Below are 16782 nucleotides of genomic sequence, written 5' to 3' on the forward strand. Positions count from 1 at the left end.
ATGTGTATAAGAGACAGGAACGCCGCGGCTCACTTGAGTGCGAAGAAGCTCAGCAATATCAGTGCGAAGCGAAGGTCGGGCGGTCGCCCAGTCGCGCGTAGGTCGCCTCGGCTTGCGGCCGGAAGATCGAAGCCAGCGCGCGCTCGACCATCACGGTGCGGCGGGCGATGCTCTGGCGCTGCGTGGCCAGTCGCTGGGCGACGGCATCGATGCGGCGACGGAAAGCATGGTCGAACACTTCGGCCGACAGCGCCGCTTCGAGCACGCGGGCAAAAGACAGGGCGACCTCGCGCAAGGCGGCGCAAGCGCGCTGCAGTGCGTCGGGTTCGCCGGCCATCAGGCCGGCATCGACCACGTCGAGCTGCTGCTCGACTTCGACCAGGAGGGATTCGGCGGAATTGCGGGTATCGGGCATGGTCAGTTCCTCACTCGGCTCAACATTTCCTGGGCATTCGAAAGCATCTTGTCTGCGATCGCGCCGGAATCGACCTTGAAGGTGCCATCGGCGATGGACGCCTTGACGGACGCCACCTTGGCTTCATCGATTCCAGTACCGGCCGAGGCGACGTTCAACGTGCGGGCCGCGCCCGACACCGTGACGGTCGCACCCGAACCGCTGGCAGCGCCTGCTGCTTCGGTTCCGCCGGTGCCGCTCGAGGCTCCGCCGCGCTCGGCCTTGGTGGCTGCGAGCGATGCGGCCGCAAGGGCGGGATCGTTCAACGCTTGGATCTTCATGATTCAACTCCAGTGCCCCCTTGTGGAAGCATCGTTCCTGTAATTTCGGCACCCCTTCAAGGAACTTGAGAACTTTTTTCAGGCTGAACTACATCGAAAGCCGTACCGTGCGCAAATCCTGCACGATTCCGGTGGTGATTCGGCCGTTTTCCATTCGCAGGCGCACCAACTGGCCGACAACGCCGGGCGTCATGGCCTGCGCATCCGAAGTCACCTCGAAACCCGGCCCCATGGCCACCACCCGCACCTGCGCGCCGGCGGCGAACACCTGGGCCGGCTTGACCATCGATTGACGCACCGGCTGCCCGGCCACCAACGAATGCGCTGCGGTCTGCCCAATCCACAAGGCCGGATCGGCCACCACAGGCGACGGCTCGGCGGCCCAGTCGGCTTCGGCCTCGACGGCGTTGGCGGCTGTCAGCAATGTGCCGGCGACCACGTTGTCGCGCAACACCCAGGCCGGGCCGAAGGCCTTGATGGTCACGGGCAGGAACACGTTCCAGCGACCGCCCCCATCGGTACAACGCAGGCCGAGCCGGGTGCGGCCCCACAGGCGCATGCCGACCGGGATGTAGGGCTCGACGTGGGTGCACGGTGCCAGCCGCAGCCGGCTGTCGAGTGCGCCCACGCTCACTTCCATGCGAAGCGGCGAGGCCGATGCCGCTTGCGATTTGGCGACCGCGTCGTCCAGCCACTGCTGCGTGGCGGCGACGAATTCCGGCGCGACCTCGGCGCCTTGCGACGGCGCCTGCTGGGCCTGGGCGGCAGCGCAGAACACCGCTACATACATAGAGGCGCACAGCGACGCGATGCTGGCGATGCGGCCCTTACCAGGACGGCGGCTGCGAAATCGAGGGGATGGCATGAGGCGCCTTTCCGGAATGTCCAAAGAGGAAGCTGCAGCAACAGTGCGGCGACTGAAATATAGGCAGACCCGCACCACACAAAGCACCGAACAGGCCGCGAATCCCCCCTTTACTCCGTGCTTCCCGGAGTGGCCGCGTTTTCATAATTTCCACACGGCCCGAAATGGCCACCCACTCCTATCCGAGGCTTTCCCGATGCTGGACAACTTGACGAACTCACTGGACTTCCATGCGAAGGCCCTGGTGCTGCGCGCCGATCGCCAGCGCGTGATCGCCAGCAACATCGCCAATGCCGACACGCCCGGCTATGCGGCACGTGACTTCGATTTTGCCGATGCACTGAAGAGTGCGACGGGTGGTGCAAGCAGCGGTTCGCCCCTGCGCATGGCGACCAGCGCCGACACGATCGACAGTGGCCGCAGCAACGCACGCCACATCCCGCTCACCGGCGGCAGCGGCGCCGGCATCGGTGACAGCGACAACGCGGCGGGCTACGTGGTGCAGACCCAGCCGACCGCCGACGGCAACAGCGTCGACCTCGACCGCGAGCGCGCCGCCTTTGCCGACAACGCAGTGCGCTACGAAGCCACGCTGCGCTTCATCAACGGCCAGAGCAAGACTTTGATGTCTGCCATCCAGGGGCAATAAACCATGTCGATGTTCTCGATCCTCGGCATTGCCGGCAGCGCGGTCAGCGCGCAGTCGCAGCGCCTCAACGTGGTGGCCAGCAACCTGGCCAACGTCGACGCCGTGGCCGGCCCCGATGGCCAGGCCTACAAGGCGCGCCAGGTCGTGTTCCAGACCGTGCCGTACGGCAGCGCCGCCGATGCCGGCGTGCGCGTCGACTCGATCTCCGAGAACCAGACGCCCGGCCGCAAGGTGCACGAACCCGCCAGCCCGGCTGCCGATGCCGAAGGCTATGTGACGCACTCCAACGTGAACCCGGTGGAAGAGATGGTCAACATGATTTCGGCCTCGCGCTCCTACCAGAACAACATCGAAATCATGAACACCGCGAAGAGCCTGATGCTGAAGACGCTTCAGCTCGGCCAGTAAGAAAAGGACTCCGTCAATGACCGCCACCAGCGCCACTTCCGCCATTGCCAGCTCGACGTCGAGCTACAACATCAGCTCGAGTGCCGACAAGGCCGCGAGCACCGGCACGAGCACCAGCTCCGCGGACATCCAGGACCGTTTCCTGAAGCTGCTGGTCGCCCAGCTCAGCAACCAGGATCCGATGAACCCGATGGACAACGCGCAGATGACCACGCAGATGGCGCAGATCAACACCGTCACCGGCATCGAGTCGCTCAACACCACGATGAAGGCGATGGCAGCGCAAATGTCGTCGCAGCAGATGCTGCAGTCCGGCGACATGGTCGGGCGCAGCGTGCTGACCGAAGGCAACCAGATCGCCATCGACGGCACCACGGCCGTCGGCGCGGTCGAGCTCGCCACCGGTGCGACCGACGTCAAGGTGCAAGTGATGACCGCCGGCGGCCAGATCGTCGACACCGTCTCGCTCGGCAAGCTCGACGCCGGCCAGCACGGCTTCAGCCTCGACGCGTCGAACTACCCGGCCGGTGCGGCGCTGCAGTTCAAGGTGGTTGCCACCAACGGCAGCGACGCGGTGCAGTCCACGGCACTGATGCGCGACAAGGTCGTGGCCGTCGGCAGCGACGCCGCCGGGCTCACCCTCACGCTGCTGTCTGCCGGCGTCACGCCATACGCCAAGGTCCATACGGTTCTCTGATTCGCCCTCTTCCTTCCAGGAGCACTCCATGAGTTTTGAACAAGCACTTTCCGGCCTCAACGCAGCCAGTCGCAGCCTCGACGTGATCGGCAACAACATCGCCAACGCCGGCACCACCGGCATGAAGTCCTCGCGCGCCGAGTTCGCCGAGATCTATGCCAGCTCGGCCGGCGCACTGGGCGGCACCAACCTCGGGCTCGGCGTCGAAGTGGGCGCGGTGGCGCAACAGTTCTCGCAAGGCACGCTGTCGATCACCGGCAACGACCTGGACGTCGCCATCAACGGCAAAGGTTTTTTCCAGGTGAAGTCGACCGACGGATCGACCGCCTACACGCGTGCCGGCAACTTCAAGCTCGACAAGACCGGCGCCATCGTCACCAACAGCGGCGCCACGGTGATGGGTTACCCGACCGACGCCAATGGCGTACGCCAGAGCTTCGACGCGCAACCACTCAAGCTGCCCACCGGCGCGCCGATTCCGGCCAAGCAAACGACCAAGATGGCCGCCGAGATCACGCTCAACGCAGCCGCGCCCATCGCCGCCACCGCAACGCCCCCAACACCGATCAAGACCTACGGCACTTCGCTCACCGCGTTCGACGCGCAGGGCCTGGAAGTGCCTGTCGGCATGTATTTCACCAAGATGGCCAACAACAGCTGGCAGGTGCACACCAGCGTGAACGGAAGCGATCCGAGCACCTCGACACCCTTCACCGTCAACTTCAACGCCGACGGCAGCCTGAATACCGCCACCTCACCCGTGCCCAGCCTGACGCTGGCCTCGCCCAACGACCCGGCGCAGACCTTCCCCATCACGCTCGACCTGAGCAAGATGACGCAGGTGAACTCGGCCTTTGCGGTGGCCGATCTTTCGCAGGACGGCTACACCTCGGGTGCGCTCACCGGCATCAAGATCGAAGACAGCGGCATCCTTACCGCCACCTACTCGAACGGCCAGACGCAGTCGGCCGGCCAGGTCGCACTGGTCAACTTCCGCAATGCGCAGGGCCTGTCGCCGACCGGCTCGGGCTACTGGGTGGAGACCTCTGCGTCGGGCCAGCCGGTGCACGGCGCGCCGGGCGAAGGCACTTTCGGCCAGTTGCGCTCGGGCGCGCTCGAAGAATCGAACGTCGACCTGACGGCCGAGCTGGTCAACATGATGACCACGCAACGCGCCTACCAGGCCAACGCGCAGACCATCAAGACGCAAGACCAGGTCATGTCGACCCTGGTGAACCTGCGCTGATCGATAAGTCCGCCAAGACCTTCAAGCACACGCACGGCACGCCATGGACCACCTGATCTATACCGCGATGAGCGGCGCCAACGCGGCCGCCCAACGCCAGGCCGTGCTCGCGAACAACCTCGCGAACGCCTCGACGCAGGGCTTTCGGGCCGAGCTGTCGACCTTTCGTGCGGTGCCGGTGCGCGGCGACGGCGCGACCACCCGTGTGTTCGCACTCGAAGCCACTTCGGGCCACGACAGTTCGCCCGGCGCCGTGCAGCGCACCGGGCGCAGCCTCGACGTGCAAGCGCAAGGCAACGCATGGTTCGCAGTGCAGGGGCTCGACGGCACCGAAGCCTACAGCCGCTCCGGCGCGCTGCAGGTGTCGTCGACCGGCACGCTGGTCAACAGCTCGGGCCTCGTCATCTTGTCGGACGGCGGCTCGCCGATCGACGTGCCGCCGGGTGGCGATATCAGCATCGGTAACGACGGCACCGTGACCTCGAAAACCGGTAGCCAGCCGGTGTCGACATTGGGCCGCCTGAAGCTCGCCACGCCGACGCAGGAAGACCCGTTGAAGCGCAGCGAAGACGGTTTGTTTCGCACCGCATCGCAAGAGCCGGTGCCGAGCGACAACACGGCGCGCCTGGAAACTGGCGCGCTCGAAGGTTCGAACGTGAACGCGATCGAAACCATGGTCGGCATGATCGCAGCCGCCCGCCAGTTCGACGCCCAGATGCGCTTGCTGACCACCGCCGAAGCGTCCGACAAATCGGCCGCCCAGTTGCTCGCCGTGGGCTGATGCCCACGCCTCGATAAGCCAAGACAAGTCAAGACCATTCAAAGAACACCATGATCAACTCGCTCTGGATCTCGAAGACCGGCATGGAAGCGCAGCAGACGCAACTCGACGTCATCTCGCACAACCTTGCCAACGTCTCGACCACCGGCTTCAAGCGTGCCAGCGCCGTGTTCGAAGACCTGATGTACCAGAACCTGCGGCAAGTCGGCGCCAACAGCACCGAGCAATCGCAGCTGCCGACCGGCCTGCAGCTCGGCCTGGGTGTGCGCACAGTCGCCACCAGTCGCTCGTTCACGCAGGGCAGCATGCAGCAGACCAACAACCAGCTCGACCTGGCCATCAAGGGCAACGGCTTCTTCCAGGTGACGCAGCCCGACGGCACCATCGGCTACACACGCGACGGTTCCTTCCAGGTCGACGCGCAAGGTCGCCTCGTGACGGCGGCGGGTCTGCCGGTGGCCAACGGCATCACAGTCCCTGCGGGTGCCACCAACGTCAGCATCGCGACCGACGGCGCCGTGTCGGCCACGCTCACCGGCCAGGCCGCGCCGCAGACCATCGGCACGCTGGCCATCGCCAACTTCGTGAATCCGGCCGGCCTCGAACCGCGTGGCGAAAACCTCTACGCCGAGACCGCCGCGTCGGGCCAGCCGCAAGGCGGCACCGCCGGCACCAACGGCCTGGGCACCGTGATGCAGGGATTCCTGGAAACCTCGAACGTGAACGTGGTGCAGGAACTGGTCTCGATGATCCAGACGCAGCGCGCTTATGAGATGAACTCGAAGGCGATCCAGACCAGCGACCAGATGCTGCAGAAGCTCGCGCAGCTCTGACCACCTCGAGCCAGTTCATGAAACGTCTCGCCTCTCTTGCCTTGGTGCTCTCGCTGTTGTCGGTGTCGGTATTCGTCACCGGCTGCACCACGCTCGCCAACACGCCGCAGGTCGACATGCCGAGCACGGCACCGCCCGCAGTGCCGGCGCCTGTCGCCGCACCGCGAAATGCCACCGGCAGCCTATTCCATACCAGCAACTATCGCCCGCTGTTCGAGGACCGCCGCGCACGCCTTGTCGGCGACACGGTGACCATCGCCATCGTCGAGAACGTGACCGCGAGCCAGAAGTCCACCTCGTCGATCGACAAGAAAGACGACATCAACGCCAGCATCAGCGCGATGCCTTTCTTCAAGAGCAACTCGTTCAGCCGCGCCAGCGCGACGGCCGACTCGACCTACAACTTCGCAGGCAAGGGCGGCACTGAAAGCGCCAACACCTTCCAGGGCTCGATCACCGCGACCGTGGTCGACTTGCTGCCCAACGGCCACCTCGTCGTTACGGGCGAAAAGCAGATCGGCGTGAACCAGAACGTCGACGTGTTGCGCTTCTCCGGCACCATCGATCCGCGCTCCATCCAGGCCGGCAGCGTGGTGAGCTCGGCCCAGGTGGCCAACGTGCGCATCGAATCGCGTGGCCGCGGTGCGCAGCAGGAAGCGCAAGTGATGCCTTGGCTCAACCGCTTCTTCATGAGCGTCCTTCCCTTTTAAGCAGCTGATGAAGAAGCTCTCCATTCGCCTTTCCGGTCTGCTCATGTTGAGCATGGCGCTGCTCGCGCCCGCCCACGCCATCCGCATCAAGGAAGTGGCCGCCGTGCAAGGCGTGCGCTCCAATCAATTGACGGGTTACGGCCTGGTCGTCGGCCTCGACGGCACGGGCGACCAGACCACGCAGATGCCCTACACCACGCAGAGCGTGGCCAACTACCTGCAGCAGCTGGGCGTGACCTTGCCGGCCGCGACCGCATCGCAGCTGCAACTGAAGAACGTGGCGGCCGTCATCGTGACGACGACGCTGCCGGCCTTTGCACAACCGGGCCAGACGCTGGACGTCAACGTCTCGTCGATGGGCAACTCCAAGTCGCTGAAGGGCGGCACCCTAATCGCCACGCCGCTGCGCGGTGCCGACGGCCAGATCTATGCGCTGGCCCAGGGCAACCTGATCATCGGTGGCGCAGGTGCCTCGGCGGCCGGCAGCAAGGTGCAGATCAACCATCTGAGCGCGGGTCGCGTGCCGAACGGCGCGCAAGTCGAGCGCTCGGTGCCGACCTCGCTGAACGACGGCGACAGCGTGAGTCTGGACCTGAATTCGTCCGACTTCGAAACTGCGCGCCGCGTCGCCGCCGTGATCAACCTGAAGCTCGGCAGCGGCCTGGCCCGCGCGCTCGATGGCCGCACGGTGCAGGTGCAGGCACCGGTCGATGCCAACGCCCGTGTCAGCTTCATCGCGCAACTCGAAGAGCTCACGCTGGAGATTCCGATTCCGGCGGCGCGCGTGGTCATCAATGCGCGCACCGGCTCGGTGGTGCTGAACCAGGCCGTCACGCTGGGCCCCTGCGCCGTGGCGCACGGCAACCTGTCGATCACGATCAGCTCGCAGCCCATCATCAGCCAGCCGCAGCCGTTCTCCAACGGCAAGACCGTGGTGGCCGAGCAGGCCAGCATCCAGATCAAGCAGGAACCGGGCATCCTCATTCAGGTGCCGAACTCGCCACTGCTGTCGGACGTGGTCCGTGCGCTCAATGCACTCGGTGCCACGCCGCAAGACCTGCTCGCCATACTGCAGGCCATCAAGGCCTCGGGCGCACTCAACGCAGAACTCGAAGTCATCTGAAGATGAAGCCCCCACGCTCATCGCTTCGCGTATCGCCGCCCCCCGAGGGGGAGCGTCATTGCCTTCGGGCGGCCGGGCGGCACTGACATGGCCGCGCCGTCATCCATTCCCACCCTGAGCAGTGGCGGACTCGCGGCCGACGCGCGTTCGCTCGACACGCTCAAGCTGGTCGCGGGCAGCAACGACCCCAAGGCCGTCAAGGAAGCCGCCAAGCAGTTCGAATCGCTCTTCATGCGTGAGCTCATCAAGAGCATGCGCGAGGCCACGATGAAGTCGGGCCTGATGGACAGCGACGGTGAAAAGCTGGGCACCGATTTGCTCGACCAGCAGTTCGCGGTGCAGCTCTCCGGCATGCCCGGCGGCCTGACCGAAGCCATCACGCGCCAGCTTACGCAGCAGATGACCGGCAATGCGCGCAGCGCCACGCCGACGGTGTCGCTCGGCGGCACCACGACGAATCCGAGCGCGACGCAAAGCGGCTTTGTGTCGCAGCACACCGAAGCGGCCGAGCGCGTGGCGCAGGCCACCGGCATTCCGTCGGCTTTCATGATCGGCCAGGCCGGCCATGAAACCGGCTGGGGCAAGAGCGAGATCCGCAATGCCGACGGCAGCAATGCTTTCAACCTGTTCGGCATCAAGGCCACGGGCAGCTGGACCGGCAAGGTCGCCGAGATCACGACGACCGAATACGTCGACGGCGAAGCCAAGAAGGTCACGGCCAAGTTCCGCGCCTACGGTTCGTACGAAGAGTCGTTCCGCGACTACGCCAAGCTCATCGGCGAGAGCCCGCGCTATGCGCAGGCCCGCGCGCAGACCGGCTCGGCCACCGCCTACGCCACTGAATTGCAGCGCGCCGGCTATGCCACCGATCCGGCCTACGCGGCCAAGCTGAGCCGCGCCATCAACACCAGCTTGCAACTGCAAAGGTCTCAAGCATGAGTCTGCTCAACGTCGGCGCGCGGGCCCTGCTCGCCAATCAGATTGCGCTGCAGACCACCGGCAACAACATTGCCAACGCCAACACGGTCGGCTATTCGCGCCAGACCGCGGTGATGTCACAGGTGCCGGGGCAATACACCGGCAGCGGCTATATCGGCAAGGGTGTCGAGGTCTCGACCATCGAGCGTGCCCACAGCGATTTTCTGACCACGCAGGCGGCGCAGGCCGCTTCCGTGTCGTCGATGGACAGCACGCGCGCCAACCAGCTTTCGTCACTCGAAGACATCTTCACCGGCGGCGCCAGCGGCCTCGGCGCGTCGGTGACCGACATGCTCAACTCGCTGTCGGACGTGGCGAGCACGCCGACCGACATCACCGCGCGCAACGTGGTGTTGACCCGCGCCGACGAGATGGCTGCGCGCTTTCGGGATGCGCAAAGCCGGCTCGACGATTTGCAGCAAGGCGTGAAATCGCAACTGGGCAATGCGGTGACGACCATCAACAGCCTGGCCACGCGGGTGGCCGCGCTCAACCAGCAGATCGCACGCTCGCAGGGCAGCGGCCAAGCCCCCAACGACCTGCTCGACCAGCGCGATCAGGCAATGCGCGATCTCAACCATCAGGTGCAAACCACCACCGTGGCGGCCGACGACGGCACCATGAGCGTCTTCATCGGCAGCCAGCCGCTGGTGCTCGGCAGTTCTGCCGCACCGCTGTCGCTCACGACCGGCGCCGACGGAACGCAAGCCCTGACGCTCACGCGCGCCAACGCCAGCTCGACGATCCAGGGCGAAACGCTGGGCGGTGGTGCGGTGGCCGGACTGCTGCGTTTCCAAAACACCGACCTCGCCGAAGCCCGTAACTTGTTGGGTCGCATGGCGACCACCATCACCAGCGCGGTCAATGCGCAGCACAAGCTCGGTGTCGATCTGGACGGCAATGCGGGCGGCAATTTCTTCCAGCCGATCGCGGTGCCCGACGCGGTGCCGGCGACAGCCAACACCGGCAACGCGACAGTCGGCGCCACGGTGACCGACCCATCGGCGCTGGCTGCATCGTCCTACCAGCTCAACTTCGGCGCGGGAGGCAGCCTGCAGGTGACGCGGCTGTCGGACGGCAAGATCAGCAACTTCACCGGACCGCTGCCGGTGCAGGTGGATGGCTTGACGATCGCCGTGGGTACCGGCACCGCCAACGCCGGCGACAGCTTCACCCTCAAGCCGTATGCCGCCGCTGCGGGCCAGGTCGCGACCGCGATCACCTCGCCGCGCGCACTTGCCGCGGCCAGTCCGATCGAGGCGCGCGCCGGCACCACCAACACCGGCAACGTGACCGTGTCGGCACTTGCGCCGGCCAAGGCCGATGCCAACATGACGGGCACCGTCACGCTGACTTTCAACGCGGCCGGCACCTTCGATGTAGCCGGCACCGGTACCGGCAACCCGACCGGCGTGGCCTACACGGCCGGCCAGCCGATCAGCTTCAACGGCTGGAACCTTACGTTGAAAGGCACACCGAAACCCGGCGACACCATCACCGTGCAGGCAGCGACACCGGGATACAGCAACCTGAATGCCGGCAACGCGACCGCCATGCTCGGGCTGCGCGACGCCACGGTGTTCGACGGCGCACCGCTGTCCGATGGCTACGCCTCGCTGATGGCGACGGTCGGCGTGCGTTCCCAGAGCGCGCAGTACGCCGCCGGTATCTCCAACTCCATCGCGACGAACCTGGAGACCAGCCGCACCAGCGTGGCGGGCGTCAACCTCGACGAAGAGGCCGCCAACCTGCTGAAGTACCAGCAGGCCTACCAGGCGTCGGCCAAGATGATCCAGATTGCGCAAAGCATCTTCGACACGTTGCTGCAAGGCATGCACTGAATTCAACGGAGTAACCCATGTCTGGCAACACCACCCGCCTCGGCAGCGCGAACACCTACGACAACGCGGTGCGCCAACTCACCGCACGGCAGTCGCAAATGTCGAATCTGCAAGAGCAACTCACGGCCGGCAAGAAGGTGCTGCGCCCGAGCGACGACCCGAGCGGCGCAGCCCAGGCCGAGCGCGCCATCACGCGCATGGCGCGCGTCACCACCGACCAGCGCGCCCTCGAAGTGCAACGCAACGCGGTCGCCACGGCCGAGTCGACACTGGGCGATGCGGTGACTGCGGTGCAGGACTTTCGCGCCCTCGCGGTGCAGGCCGGCAACACCTCGCTCACCGCCACCGACCGCGCCAGCATCGCGCAGCAGATGACCACGCTGCGCGACCAGATCCTCGGCTACGCCAATGAAAAGGACAGCAACGGGCAGCCGCTCTTCGGTGGGCTCGGCAGCACGGCCGCACCGTTCTCCGACACCAGCGGCGGCGTGACGTTCAACGGCATCGCAGGCCAGACCGCAGGCGGCGCGGTGTCGGTGCCCGCCACGCTCGATGGCGCCGCGACCTGGATGAACGTGCCCACCGGGAACGGCGTGTTCGCCATCACGCAGGCGAGCGGCACCAGCACCGTGTACACCGACGCAGGCAAGGTCACCGACCCGAGCGCGGTGACCGGCGCCAACTACAACATCGTGTTCAACGTGAGCGGCGGTGTGACGACTTACGACGTGCTCAACACCACCGCGGGAACGACGGTGCAGAGCGGGCAGCCTTACCTGGGAGGTCAGGCGATCGCTTTCGACGGCATTTCGTTGACGCCATCGGGCACGCCTGCCAACGGCGCGACTCTGCAAGTGAAGCCGAGCACCCACGCCAGTCTGTTCGGCGTGCTCGACGCGGCGATTGCCGGGATCCGTGACGCCACCAGCACGGGCGCAGTGGCGCAGAACGTGTCGCAGGCACTGGTGCAGATCGACTCGGGCCTGTCGCGCCTGCAGTCGTCACGCGGTACGGCCGGCGACCTGCTGAACCGGGTCGACGACATCTCGGGGCGACAAGCAGACCGCAGCATCCAGCTGGAGGCGGATCGATCGCGGGCGGAAGACATCGACATGGTGAAAGGGGTCTCGGATTTCCAGACGCAGCAGACCGCGTATTCCGCGGCGCTCGGTTCTTACGCGCAGATCCAGAAACAGTCGCTCTTCAACTTCATCAGCTAGCGCGATGAAACACACCCTCATGCCACGGGAGGCCTCATGGCGCAAACCGTACTAGGCAGCCTGACCCTCGGCTACCGACCCTTGTGGGGCCGGAGCCGCACACTGTCCGGCGTGCAGCTGTTCGTGCACGAAGACAGCGAAGGCGTCGACGGCCATCACCTGCTTCGCATGCTGGCAGAGCTGCGCACCGCCGAGTCGCCGGCGCTGCTGCTGTCTTTGCAGTCGCGCGAACTGCTGACCAGCCTGCTGCAACACGCCACGCCATCGGACCCGATGATCGAAGTGCCGGTGCGCTGGCTCGACGACGCACGGCTGCGTGCCAGCGTGCATTCCGCGCGCTCGCGCGGCGTGCGCATGGTGGCGCGTGGCGACGCGGCACAGAACCCACCCGAAGACGTGGCGCGCTGCTTCGAGCGGCGCATGACCGCGCTGTCGGCGGTCGATGCCGGCACCGCGTTGCATGCCGCCAAGCGCGCGCGCGAATCGGCTGCAGTCGGTCGTCTTGCGGCCCGCGCCGAAGGCAGCCCGGTGCTCCCCAACTCCATGGTCGAAGGCGTGGCGAGTCGCGCGCTGGCCGAACACGCACTCGATCAGCAAGGCGCCTGGGCCATCGCAGGCTGGCCGGTCGAAGATGCCGTGCACCGCTACGCAGGGCAGCCGCTGCCGCCGAGCCGTCGCGCCATCGTGCAGACCATGAACGCGCTCGACGACGAGCCGTCGCTCGAACGCATCGAACAATTGCTCGGCGAAGAACCGACGCTGGCCTACCGCCTCTTGCTGTATCTCAACTCTGCCGGTCTGGGCTTGCGCAGCGGCATCGCGTCGTTGCGGCACGGCTTCATGATGCTGGGCTTTCGTTCGCTGAGTGCGTGGCTGGCCGAGCAACTGCCGCACGCGACCGACGATGCGGGCCTGCGGCCAGTGAACGCGACGATGGTGCTGCGCGGCCACCTTATGGAGCACCTGATGGACGCCGGCATCGAGGACGATCTGCGGCGCGAGGTGTACCTGTGCGGCCTGTTCGCGCAGCTCGACCTCGTGCTCGACGAGCCTCTCAAGCTCAGCCTCAGTCGGATCCCGTTGTCGGAGCGAATCGTCTCGGCCATCGTGAGCCACAACGGCCCGTATGCACCGAGCCTGAAAGCCGCCCTCGCCCTCGAATCTGACGACCCTGCCCCGTTGCGTGCCGTGCGCGAAACCTATGGCCTGGCATCCGACGACGTGAACCGCGCACTGCTGCGAATGCTCGCGGGCAGCAGCCTGCAGCCGGCTGGACTGCTGACGACGCGCGCCGCCTGAACGATCTTTGTATTTTCCCTGTTTTTCTTTCCCCGGAGTCTCGATGTCTACTGATCATGCCCTCGCCCCTGATGTCGAAAGTGCTGCGCCGGTCGGCGTGGGCGCTGCGCTGTCGCGCCAGGCCATCGTCGACGAGCGGCGCGCCGTGTTCGGCTACGCGCTGTTCGAACAACCGCGCGACCGCGCGAACGATTCCACCGTGGTGGTCGATGCGCTTTCCGACTCGGGCACCAACGCGGTGGCGGGCGAAAAGCTCGTCTTTATCCATTGCGCTTTCGAAAATCTCGGCGGCCTCCAGCTCGACTTGCTCGACCCCGACAAGGTCGTGCTCGAGGTGTCGACTCGAGAAGGCAGCACCGAAGAAGAGATCGAGTTCGGTCGTCTGGCGCTGACGAAAATTCGCGAGAGCGGATTCCGTTTGGCGTTCGGCCCGGCCGTCCTCGAACCCGCCTACGCATCGTGGCGGCCGATGGCTGCATTCTTGAAGCTCAACCTGGCCGGCATGCCGAACGACCAGGCCGAGCGCTTCATCAAGCTTGCAAAGACTTCGAGCCGCGCCGATGTGGTGGCCGAGCAGGTCGATACGGTCGAGCAGTACGAACTGATGAAGCGTTTTGGCGTCAAGCTGTTCCAGGGCCGCTGGTTCGCGCAGCCTTCTGCCATCACCGACAAGGCGGTGCAAACCTCGCAAGCCACGATCATCCAGTTGATCAACCTGGTGCGGCGCGAAGCCGACCTCGGCGACATCGAAGAGCTGATCAAGAAAGACCCGACGCTGTCTTTCAAGCTGCTGCGCATGATCAACTCGTGCGGCTTCGGGCTGAGCGTGGAGATCACCTCGTTCCGCCACGCGGTGATGATCCTCGGGCTCAACAAACTGATCCGCTGGGCCACGTTGCTGATGACGGTGTCGCGCCCCGGCGGCGCCGCGCCGGCAGCAGGCACCACAGCAGTGGTGCGTGGCCGGCTGATGGAGCTGCTCGCTGCCGAACTGATGCCGCAGGAAGACTGCGACAACGCCTTCATCGTCGGCGTGTTCTCGCTGCTCGACACGCTGGTCGGCATGCCGATGGCGCAAGCGCTCGGTTCGGTCACGTTGCCGGAGCCTGTGCTCGACGCGCTGCTGCGCAACGAAGGGCAGCTGGCACCGTTCCTTGCGCTCACCAAGGCATGCGAGAGCGGTGACGACGTCGCCTTTTCCAAGGCGGCAAACGAGTTGCAGTTGACCAACCACCAGATCAACTGGGCGCATCTCCAGGCGCTCATGTGGGCGGACGCCCTTGAGCGCTGAAGCGGCGCGGTCACGCCGGGCCGGTGTCGCGCACGGGATGTCCCCGGCTTGACCTCGCGGCGATGACGCTCAACCATCGACCTTCCCTATCGAAGGCTCACTGAAGGAACAAAGATGGCAGAGGCATACATCGTGGCTGCGGTGCGCACAGCAGGCGGCAAGCGCGGCGGCAAACTCGCGGGCTGGCATCCGGCCGACCTGACGGCCGAAGTGATCAATGCATTGCTCGAGCGCAGCGGCATCGATCCGGCGGCGGTCGAAGACGTGATCCTCGGGTGTGTCAGCCAGGTCGGCGAACAGGCGAGCAATATCGCGCGCAACGCGGTACTGGCGTCGAAGCTGCCTGAATCCGTGCCCGGCACCTCGGTCGACCGCCAGTGCGGCTCGTCGCAGCAGGCATTGCACTTCGCGGCGCAGGCGGTGATGTCGGGCAGCATGGACGCGGTGATCGCTGGCGGTGTAGAGAGCATGACGCGCGTGCCGATGTTCACGCCCAACGCGTTGCCGGCCAAGGCCGGACTCGGTACCTACATGAGCCCCGGCATGCAGCGGCGCTACCCCGGCGTCGAGTTCAGCCAGTTCACCGGCGCAGAGATGATCGCCAAGAACTACGGGCTCGACAAAGACGCGCTCGATCGCTACGCATTCGAGAGCCACAAGCGCGCCATCTCGGCCAGCCGTGAAGGCCTGTTCGGCGACGAGATCGTGCCTATCGAGATTCGCCTTGCAGATGGATCGGGCAGCGGGCAGATGCACACGGTCGACGAAGGCATCCGCTTCGAGGCGACGCTCGAAGGCATTGCCGGCGTCAAGCTGATCGCAGAAGGCGGCCGCTGCACCGCCGCGACCGCGAGCCAGATCTGCGATGGCGCAAGCGGCGTGCTGGTCGTCAACGAGCGCGGCCTGAAGGCGCTCGGCGTGAAGCCGCTCGCGCGCATTCATCACATGAGCGTGATGGGGCACGACCCGGTGATCATGTTGGAAGCACCGTTGCCGGCGACGCAGCGCGCACTGGCCAAGGCCGGCATGTCGATCGACGACATCGACCTGTACGAAGTGAACGAGGCCTTCGCACCGGTGCCGCTGGCCTGGCTGCAAACGCTCGGCGCCGACCCGGCGCGGCTCAACGTCAACGGCGGCGCCATCGCGCTCGGTCATCCGCTCGGCGCGTCGGGCACCAAGCTGATGACCACGCTGATCCATGCGCTGGCTCAGCGCGGCAAGCGCTATGGCCTGCAGACGATGTGCGAAGGCGGTGGCATGGCCAACGTCACCATCATCGAAAGACTCTGATGTCGCATGTCCTGTATGAATTGGAAAACGGCGTCGCGACGCTGACGCTCAACATCCCGACCAGGTTGAACCCGATCGCGATGGACCTGCAGGTCGAACTGCGCGACACGCTGGCGCGCGTGGCCGACGACCGCAGCGTGCGCGCGGTGGTGCTCACCGGTGCCGGCAAGGCGTTTTGCGTGGGTGCAGATCTGAGCGCGATTCTTGGCGGTGCTGACGGCGGAGATGGCAAGGCGAAAGACTCGCTCGGCACGCAGACCGCCGAGTGGATGCAGTCGCTCAGCAATCCGTTGATCGAGGCGATGCGTGCGCTGCCGGTGCCGATCGTCGCAGCGGTCAACGGTGCGGCGGCGGGCGCCGGCGTGGGCCTGGCACTTGCGGCCGACATCACCATCGCGGCACGCAGCGCGTACTTCTATCTGCCGTTCTTGCCCAAGCTCGGCATCGTGCCGGACCTCGGCTGCACCTGGTTCGTGCCACGCCGCATCGGGGCGGCACGTGCCATGGGCATGGCATTGCTCGACGAGCGCGTGAGCGCCGACCAGGCGGAGCGATGGGGTTTGATCTGGGCCGCCTGTGAAGACGATTTGCTGTTGCTCGAAGCACAGAAGATCGCGGAGCGCCTGGCGCGCCTGCCGGCGCACGCGGTGCTCGAAGCCCGCAAGGCGTTCGAAGCCTCGGCGCAGCACACGCTCAGCGAGCAATTGCATTTCGAGAGCGAGCGGCAACGCGAACTGATCGACAAGCCGAGCTTCAGCGAAGGCGTGACGGCGTTCCTGCAGAAACGGGCACCGGTTTTTCCGGGGCGTTGAA

At 65.8% G+C, this 16782-nt stretch carries 18 protein-coding genes; 15 read left to right on the forward strand and 3 right to left on the reverse strand.

The window, feature by feature from the left end:
* Nucleotides 1-58: 58 nt before the first annotated feature.
* The 3 genes from QN413_RS17220 to flgA form a co-directional block, all read right to left on the reverse strand.
* Complete coding sequence (locus tag QN413_RS17220; protein ID WP_323497793.1) at nt 59-415, reverse strand: hypothetical protein; 357 nt, start codon at nt 413-415, stop codon at nt 59-61.
* Between the two features lie 2 nt (nt 416-417).
* Nucleotides 418-735 (reverse strand): flagellar biosynthesis anti-sigma factor FlgM, encoded by a 318-nt coding sequence (gene flgM / locus QN413_RS17225; protein WP_323497794.1) that lies wholly within the window; start codon nt 733-735, stop codon nt 418-420.
* Nucleotides 736-823: 88 nt separating this feature from the next.
* Nucleotides 824-1600, reverse strand: coding sequence for a flagellar basal body P-ring formation chaperone FlgA (flgA, locus tag QN413_RS17230; RefSeq protein WP_323497795.1), 777 nt, complete (start codon nt 1598-1600; stop codon nt 824-826).
* A 196-nt stretch (nt 1601-1796) separates the two neighbouring features.
* Between flgA and flgB the strand changes: the two genes are divergently transcribed.
* From flgB to QN413_RS17305, 15 genes are all read left to right on the forward strand, one after another.
* On the forward strand, nt 1797-2249 hold the full coding sequence (gene flgB / locus QN413_RS17235) for a flagellar basal body rod protein FlgB (protein WP_323497796.1): 453 nt from the start codon (nt 1797-1799) through the stop codon (nt 2247-2249).
* Nucleotides 2250-2252: 3 nt separating this feature from the next.
* Nucleotides 2253-2657 carry a flagellar basal body rod protein FlgC gene (gene flgC / locus QN413_RS17240; protein ID WP_323497797.1) on the forward strand — a complete coding sequence of 135 codons (405 nt, stop codon included), beginning with the start codon at nt 2253-2255 and terminating at the stop codon, nt 2655-2657.
* Between the two features lie 16 nt (nt 2658-2673).
* Nucleotides 2674-3354 (forward strand): flagellar hook assembly protein FlgD, encoded by a 681-nt coding sequence (locus tag QN413_RS17245; protein ID WP_323497798.1) that lies wholly within the window; start codon nt 2674-2676, stop codon nt 3352-3354.
* Between the two features lie 28 nt (nt 3355-3382).
* Nucleotides 3383-4600 (forward strand): flagellar hook protein FlgE, encoded by a 1218-nt coding sequence (flgE, locus tag QN413_RS17250; RefSeq protein WP_323497799.1) that lies wholly within the window; start codon nt 3383-3385, stop codon nt 4598-4600.
* Nucleotides 4601-4643: 43 nt separating this feature from the next.
* A complete protein-coding gene (gene flgF / locus QN413_RS17255) occupies nt 4644-5381 on the forward strand; it encodes a flagellar basal-body rod protein FlgF (RefSeq protein ID WP_323497800.1) in 738 nt (245 codons plus the stop codon).
* Nucleotides 5382-5431: 50 nt separating this feature from the next.
* Nucleotides 5432-6214 (forward strand): flagellar basal-body rod protein FlgG, encoded by a 783-nt coding sequence (flgG, locus tag QN413_RS17260; protein WP_323497801.1) that lies wholly within the window; start codon nt 5432-5434, stop codon nt 6212-6214.
* A 17-nt stretch (nt 6215-6231) separates the two neighbouring features.
* Nucleotides 6232-6924 (forward strand): flagellar basal body L-ring protein FlgH, encoded by a 693-nt coding sequence (locus QN413_RS17265; RefSeq protein WP_323497802.1) that lies wholly within the window; start codon nt 6232-6234, stop codon nt 6922-6924.
* Between the two features lie 7 nt (nt 6925-6931).
* The gene (locus QN413_RS17270; RefSeq protein WP_323497803.1) at nt 6932-8047 is read left to right on the forward strand and encodes a flagellar basal body P-ring protein FlgI; all 1116 of its coding nucleotides are present in this window, start codon (nt 6932-6934) and stop codon (nt 8045-8047) included.
* 87 nt (nt 8048-8134) lie between these two features.
* Nucleotides 8135-8986, forward strand: coding sequence for a flagellar assembly peptidoglycan hydrolase FlgJ (flgJ, locus tag QN413_RS17275; RefSeq protein ID WP_323497804.1), 852 nt, complete (start codon nt 8135-8137; stop codon nt 8984-8986).
* Nucleotides 8983-10866: a flagellar hook-associated protein FlgK gene (gene flgK / locus QN413_RS17280; RefSeq protein WP_323497805.1), complete on the forward strand. Its 1884-nt coding sequence runs from the start codon at nt 8983-8985 to the stop codon at nt 10864-10866. Before flgJ ends, flgK begins: the two co-directional genes overlap by 4 nt.
* Nucleotides 10867-10883: 17 nt before the next feature.
* Nucleotides 10884-12086: a flagellar hook-associated protein FlgL gene (flgL, locus tag QN413_RS17285; RefSeq protein WP_323497806.1), complete on the forward strand. Its 1203-nt coding sequence runs from the start codon at nt 10884-10886 to the stop codon at nt 12084-12086.
* Nucleotides 12087-12122: 36 nt separating this feature from the next.
* Entirely contained in the window at nt 12123-13385 is a 1263-nt protein-coding gene (locus QN413_RS17290; protein WP_323497807.1) for an HDOD domain-containing protein, read from the forward strand.
* Nucleotides 13386-13428: 43 nt separating this feature from the next.
* Entirely contained in the window at nt 13429-14676 is a 1248-nt protein-coding gene (locus tag QN413_RS17295) for an EAL and HDOD domain-containing protein (protein ID WP_323497808.1), read from the forward strand.
* 114 nt (nt 14677-14790) lie between these two features.
* Complete coding sequence (locus QN413_RS17300) at nt 14791-15969, forward strand: acetyl-CoA C-acetyltransferase (RefSeq protein WP_323497809.1); 1179 nt, start codon at nt 14791-14793, stop codon at nt 15967-15969.
* A complete protein-coding gene (locus tag QN413_RS17305) occupies nt 15969-16781 on the forward strand; it encodes an enoyl-CoA hydratase-related protein (RefSeq protein ID WP_323497810.1) in 813 nt (270 codons plus the stop codon). Before QN413_RS17300 ends, QN413_RS17305 begins: the two co-directional genes overlap by 1 nt.
* Nucleotide 16782 lies beyond the last annotated feature (1 nt).

This window comes from Variovorax sp. LG9.2 (genome assembly GCF_035018885.1).
In the GTDB taxonomy this organism is placed as follows: domain Bacteria; phylum Pseudomonadota; class Gammaproteobacteria; order Burkholderiales; family Burkholderiaceae_C; genus Variovorax.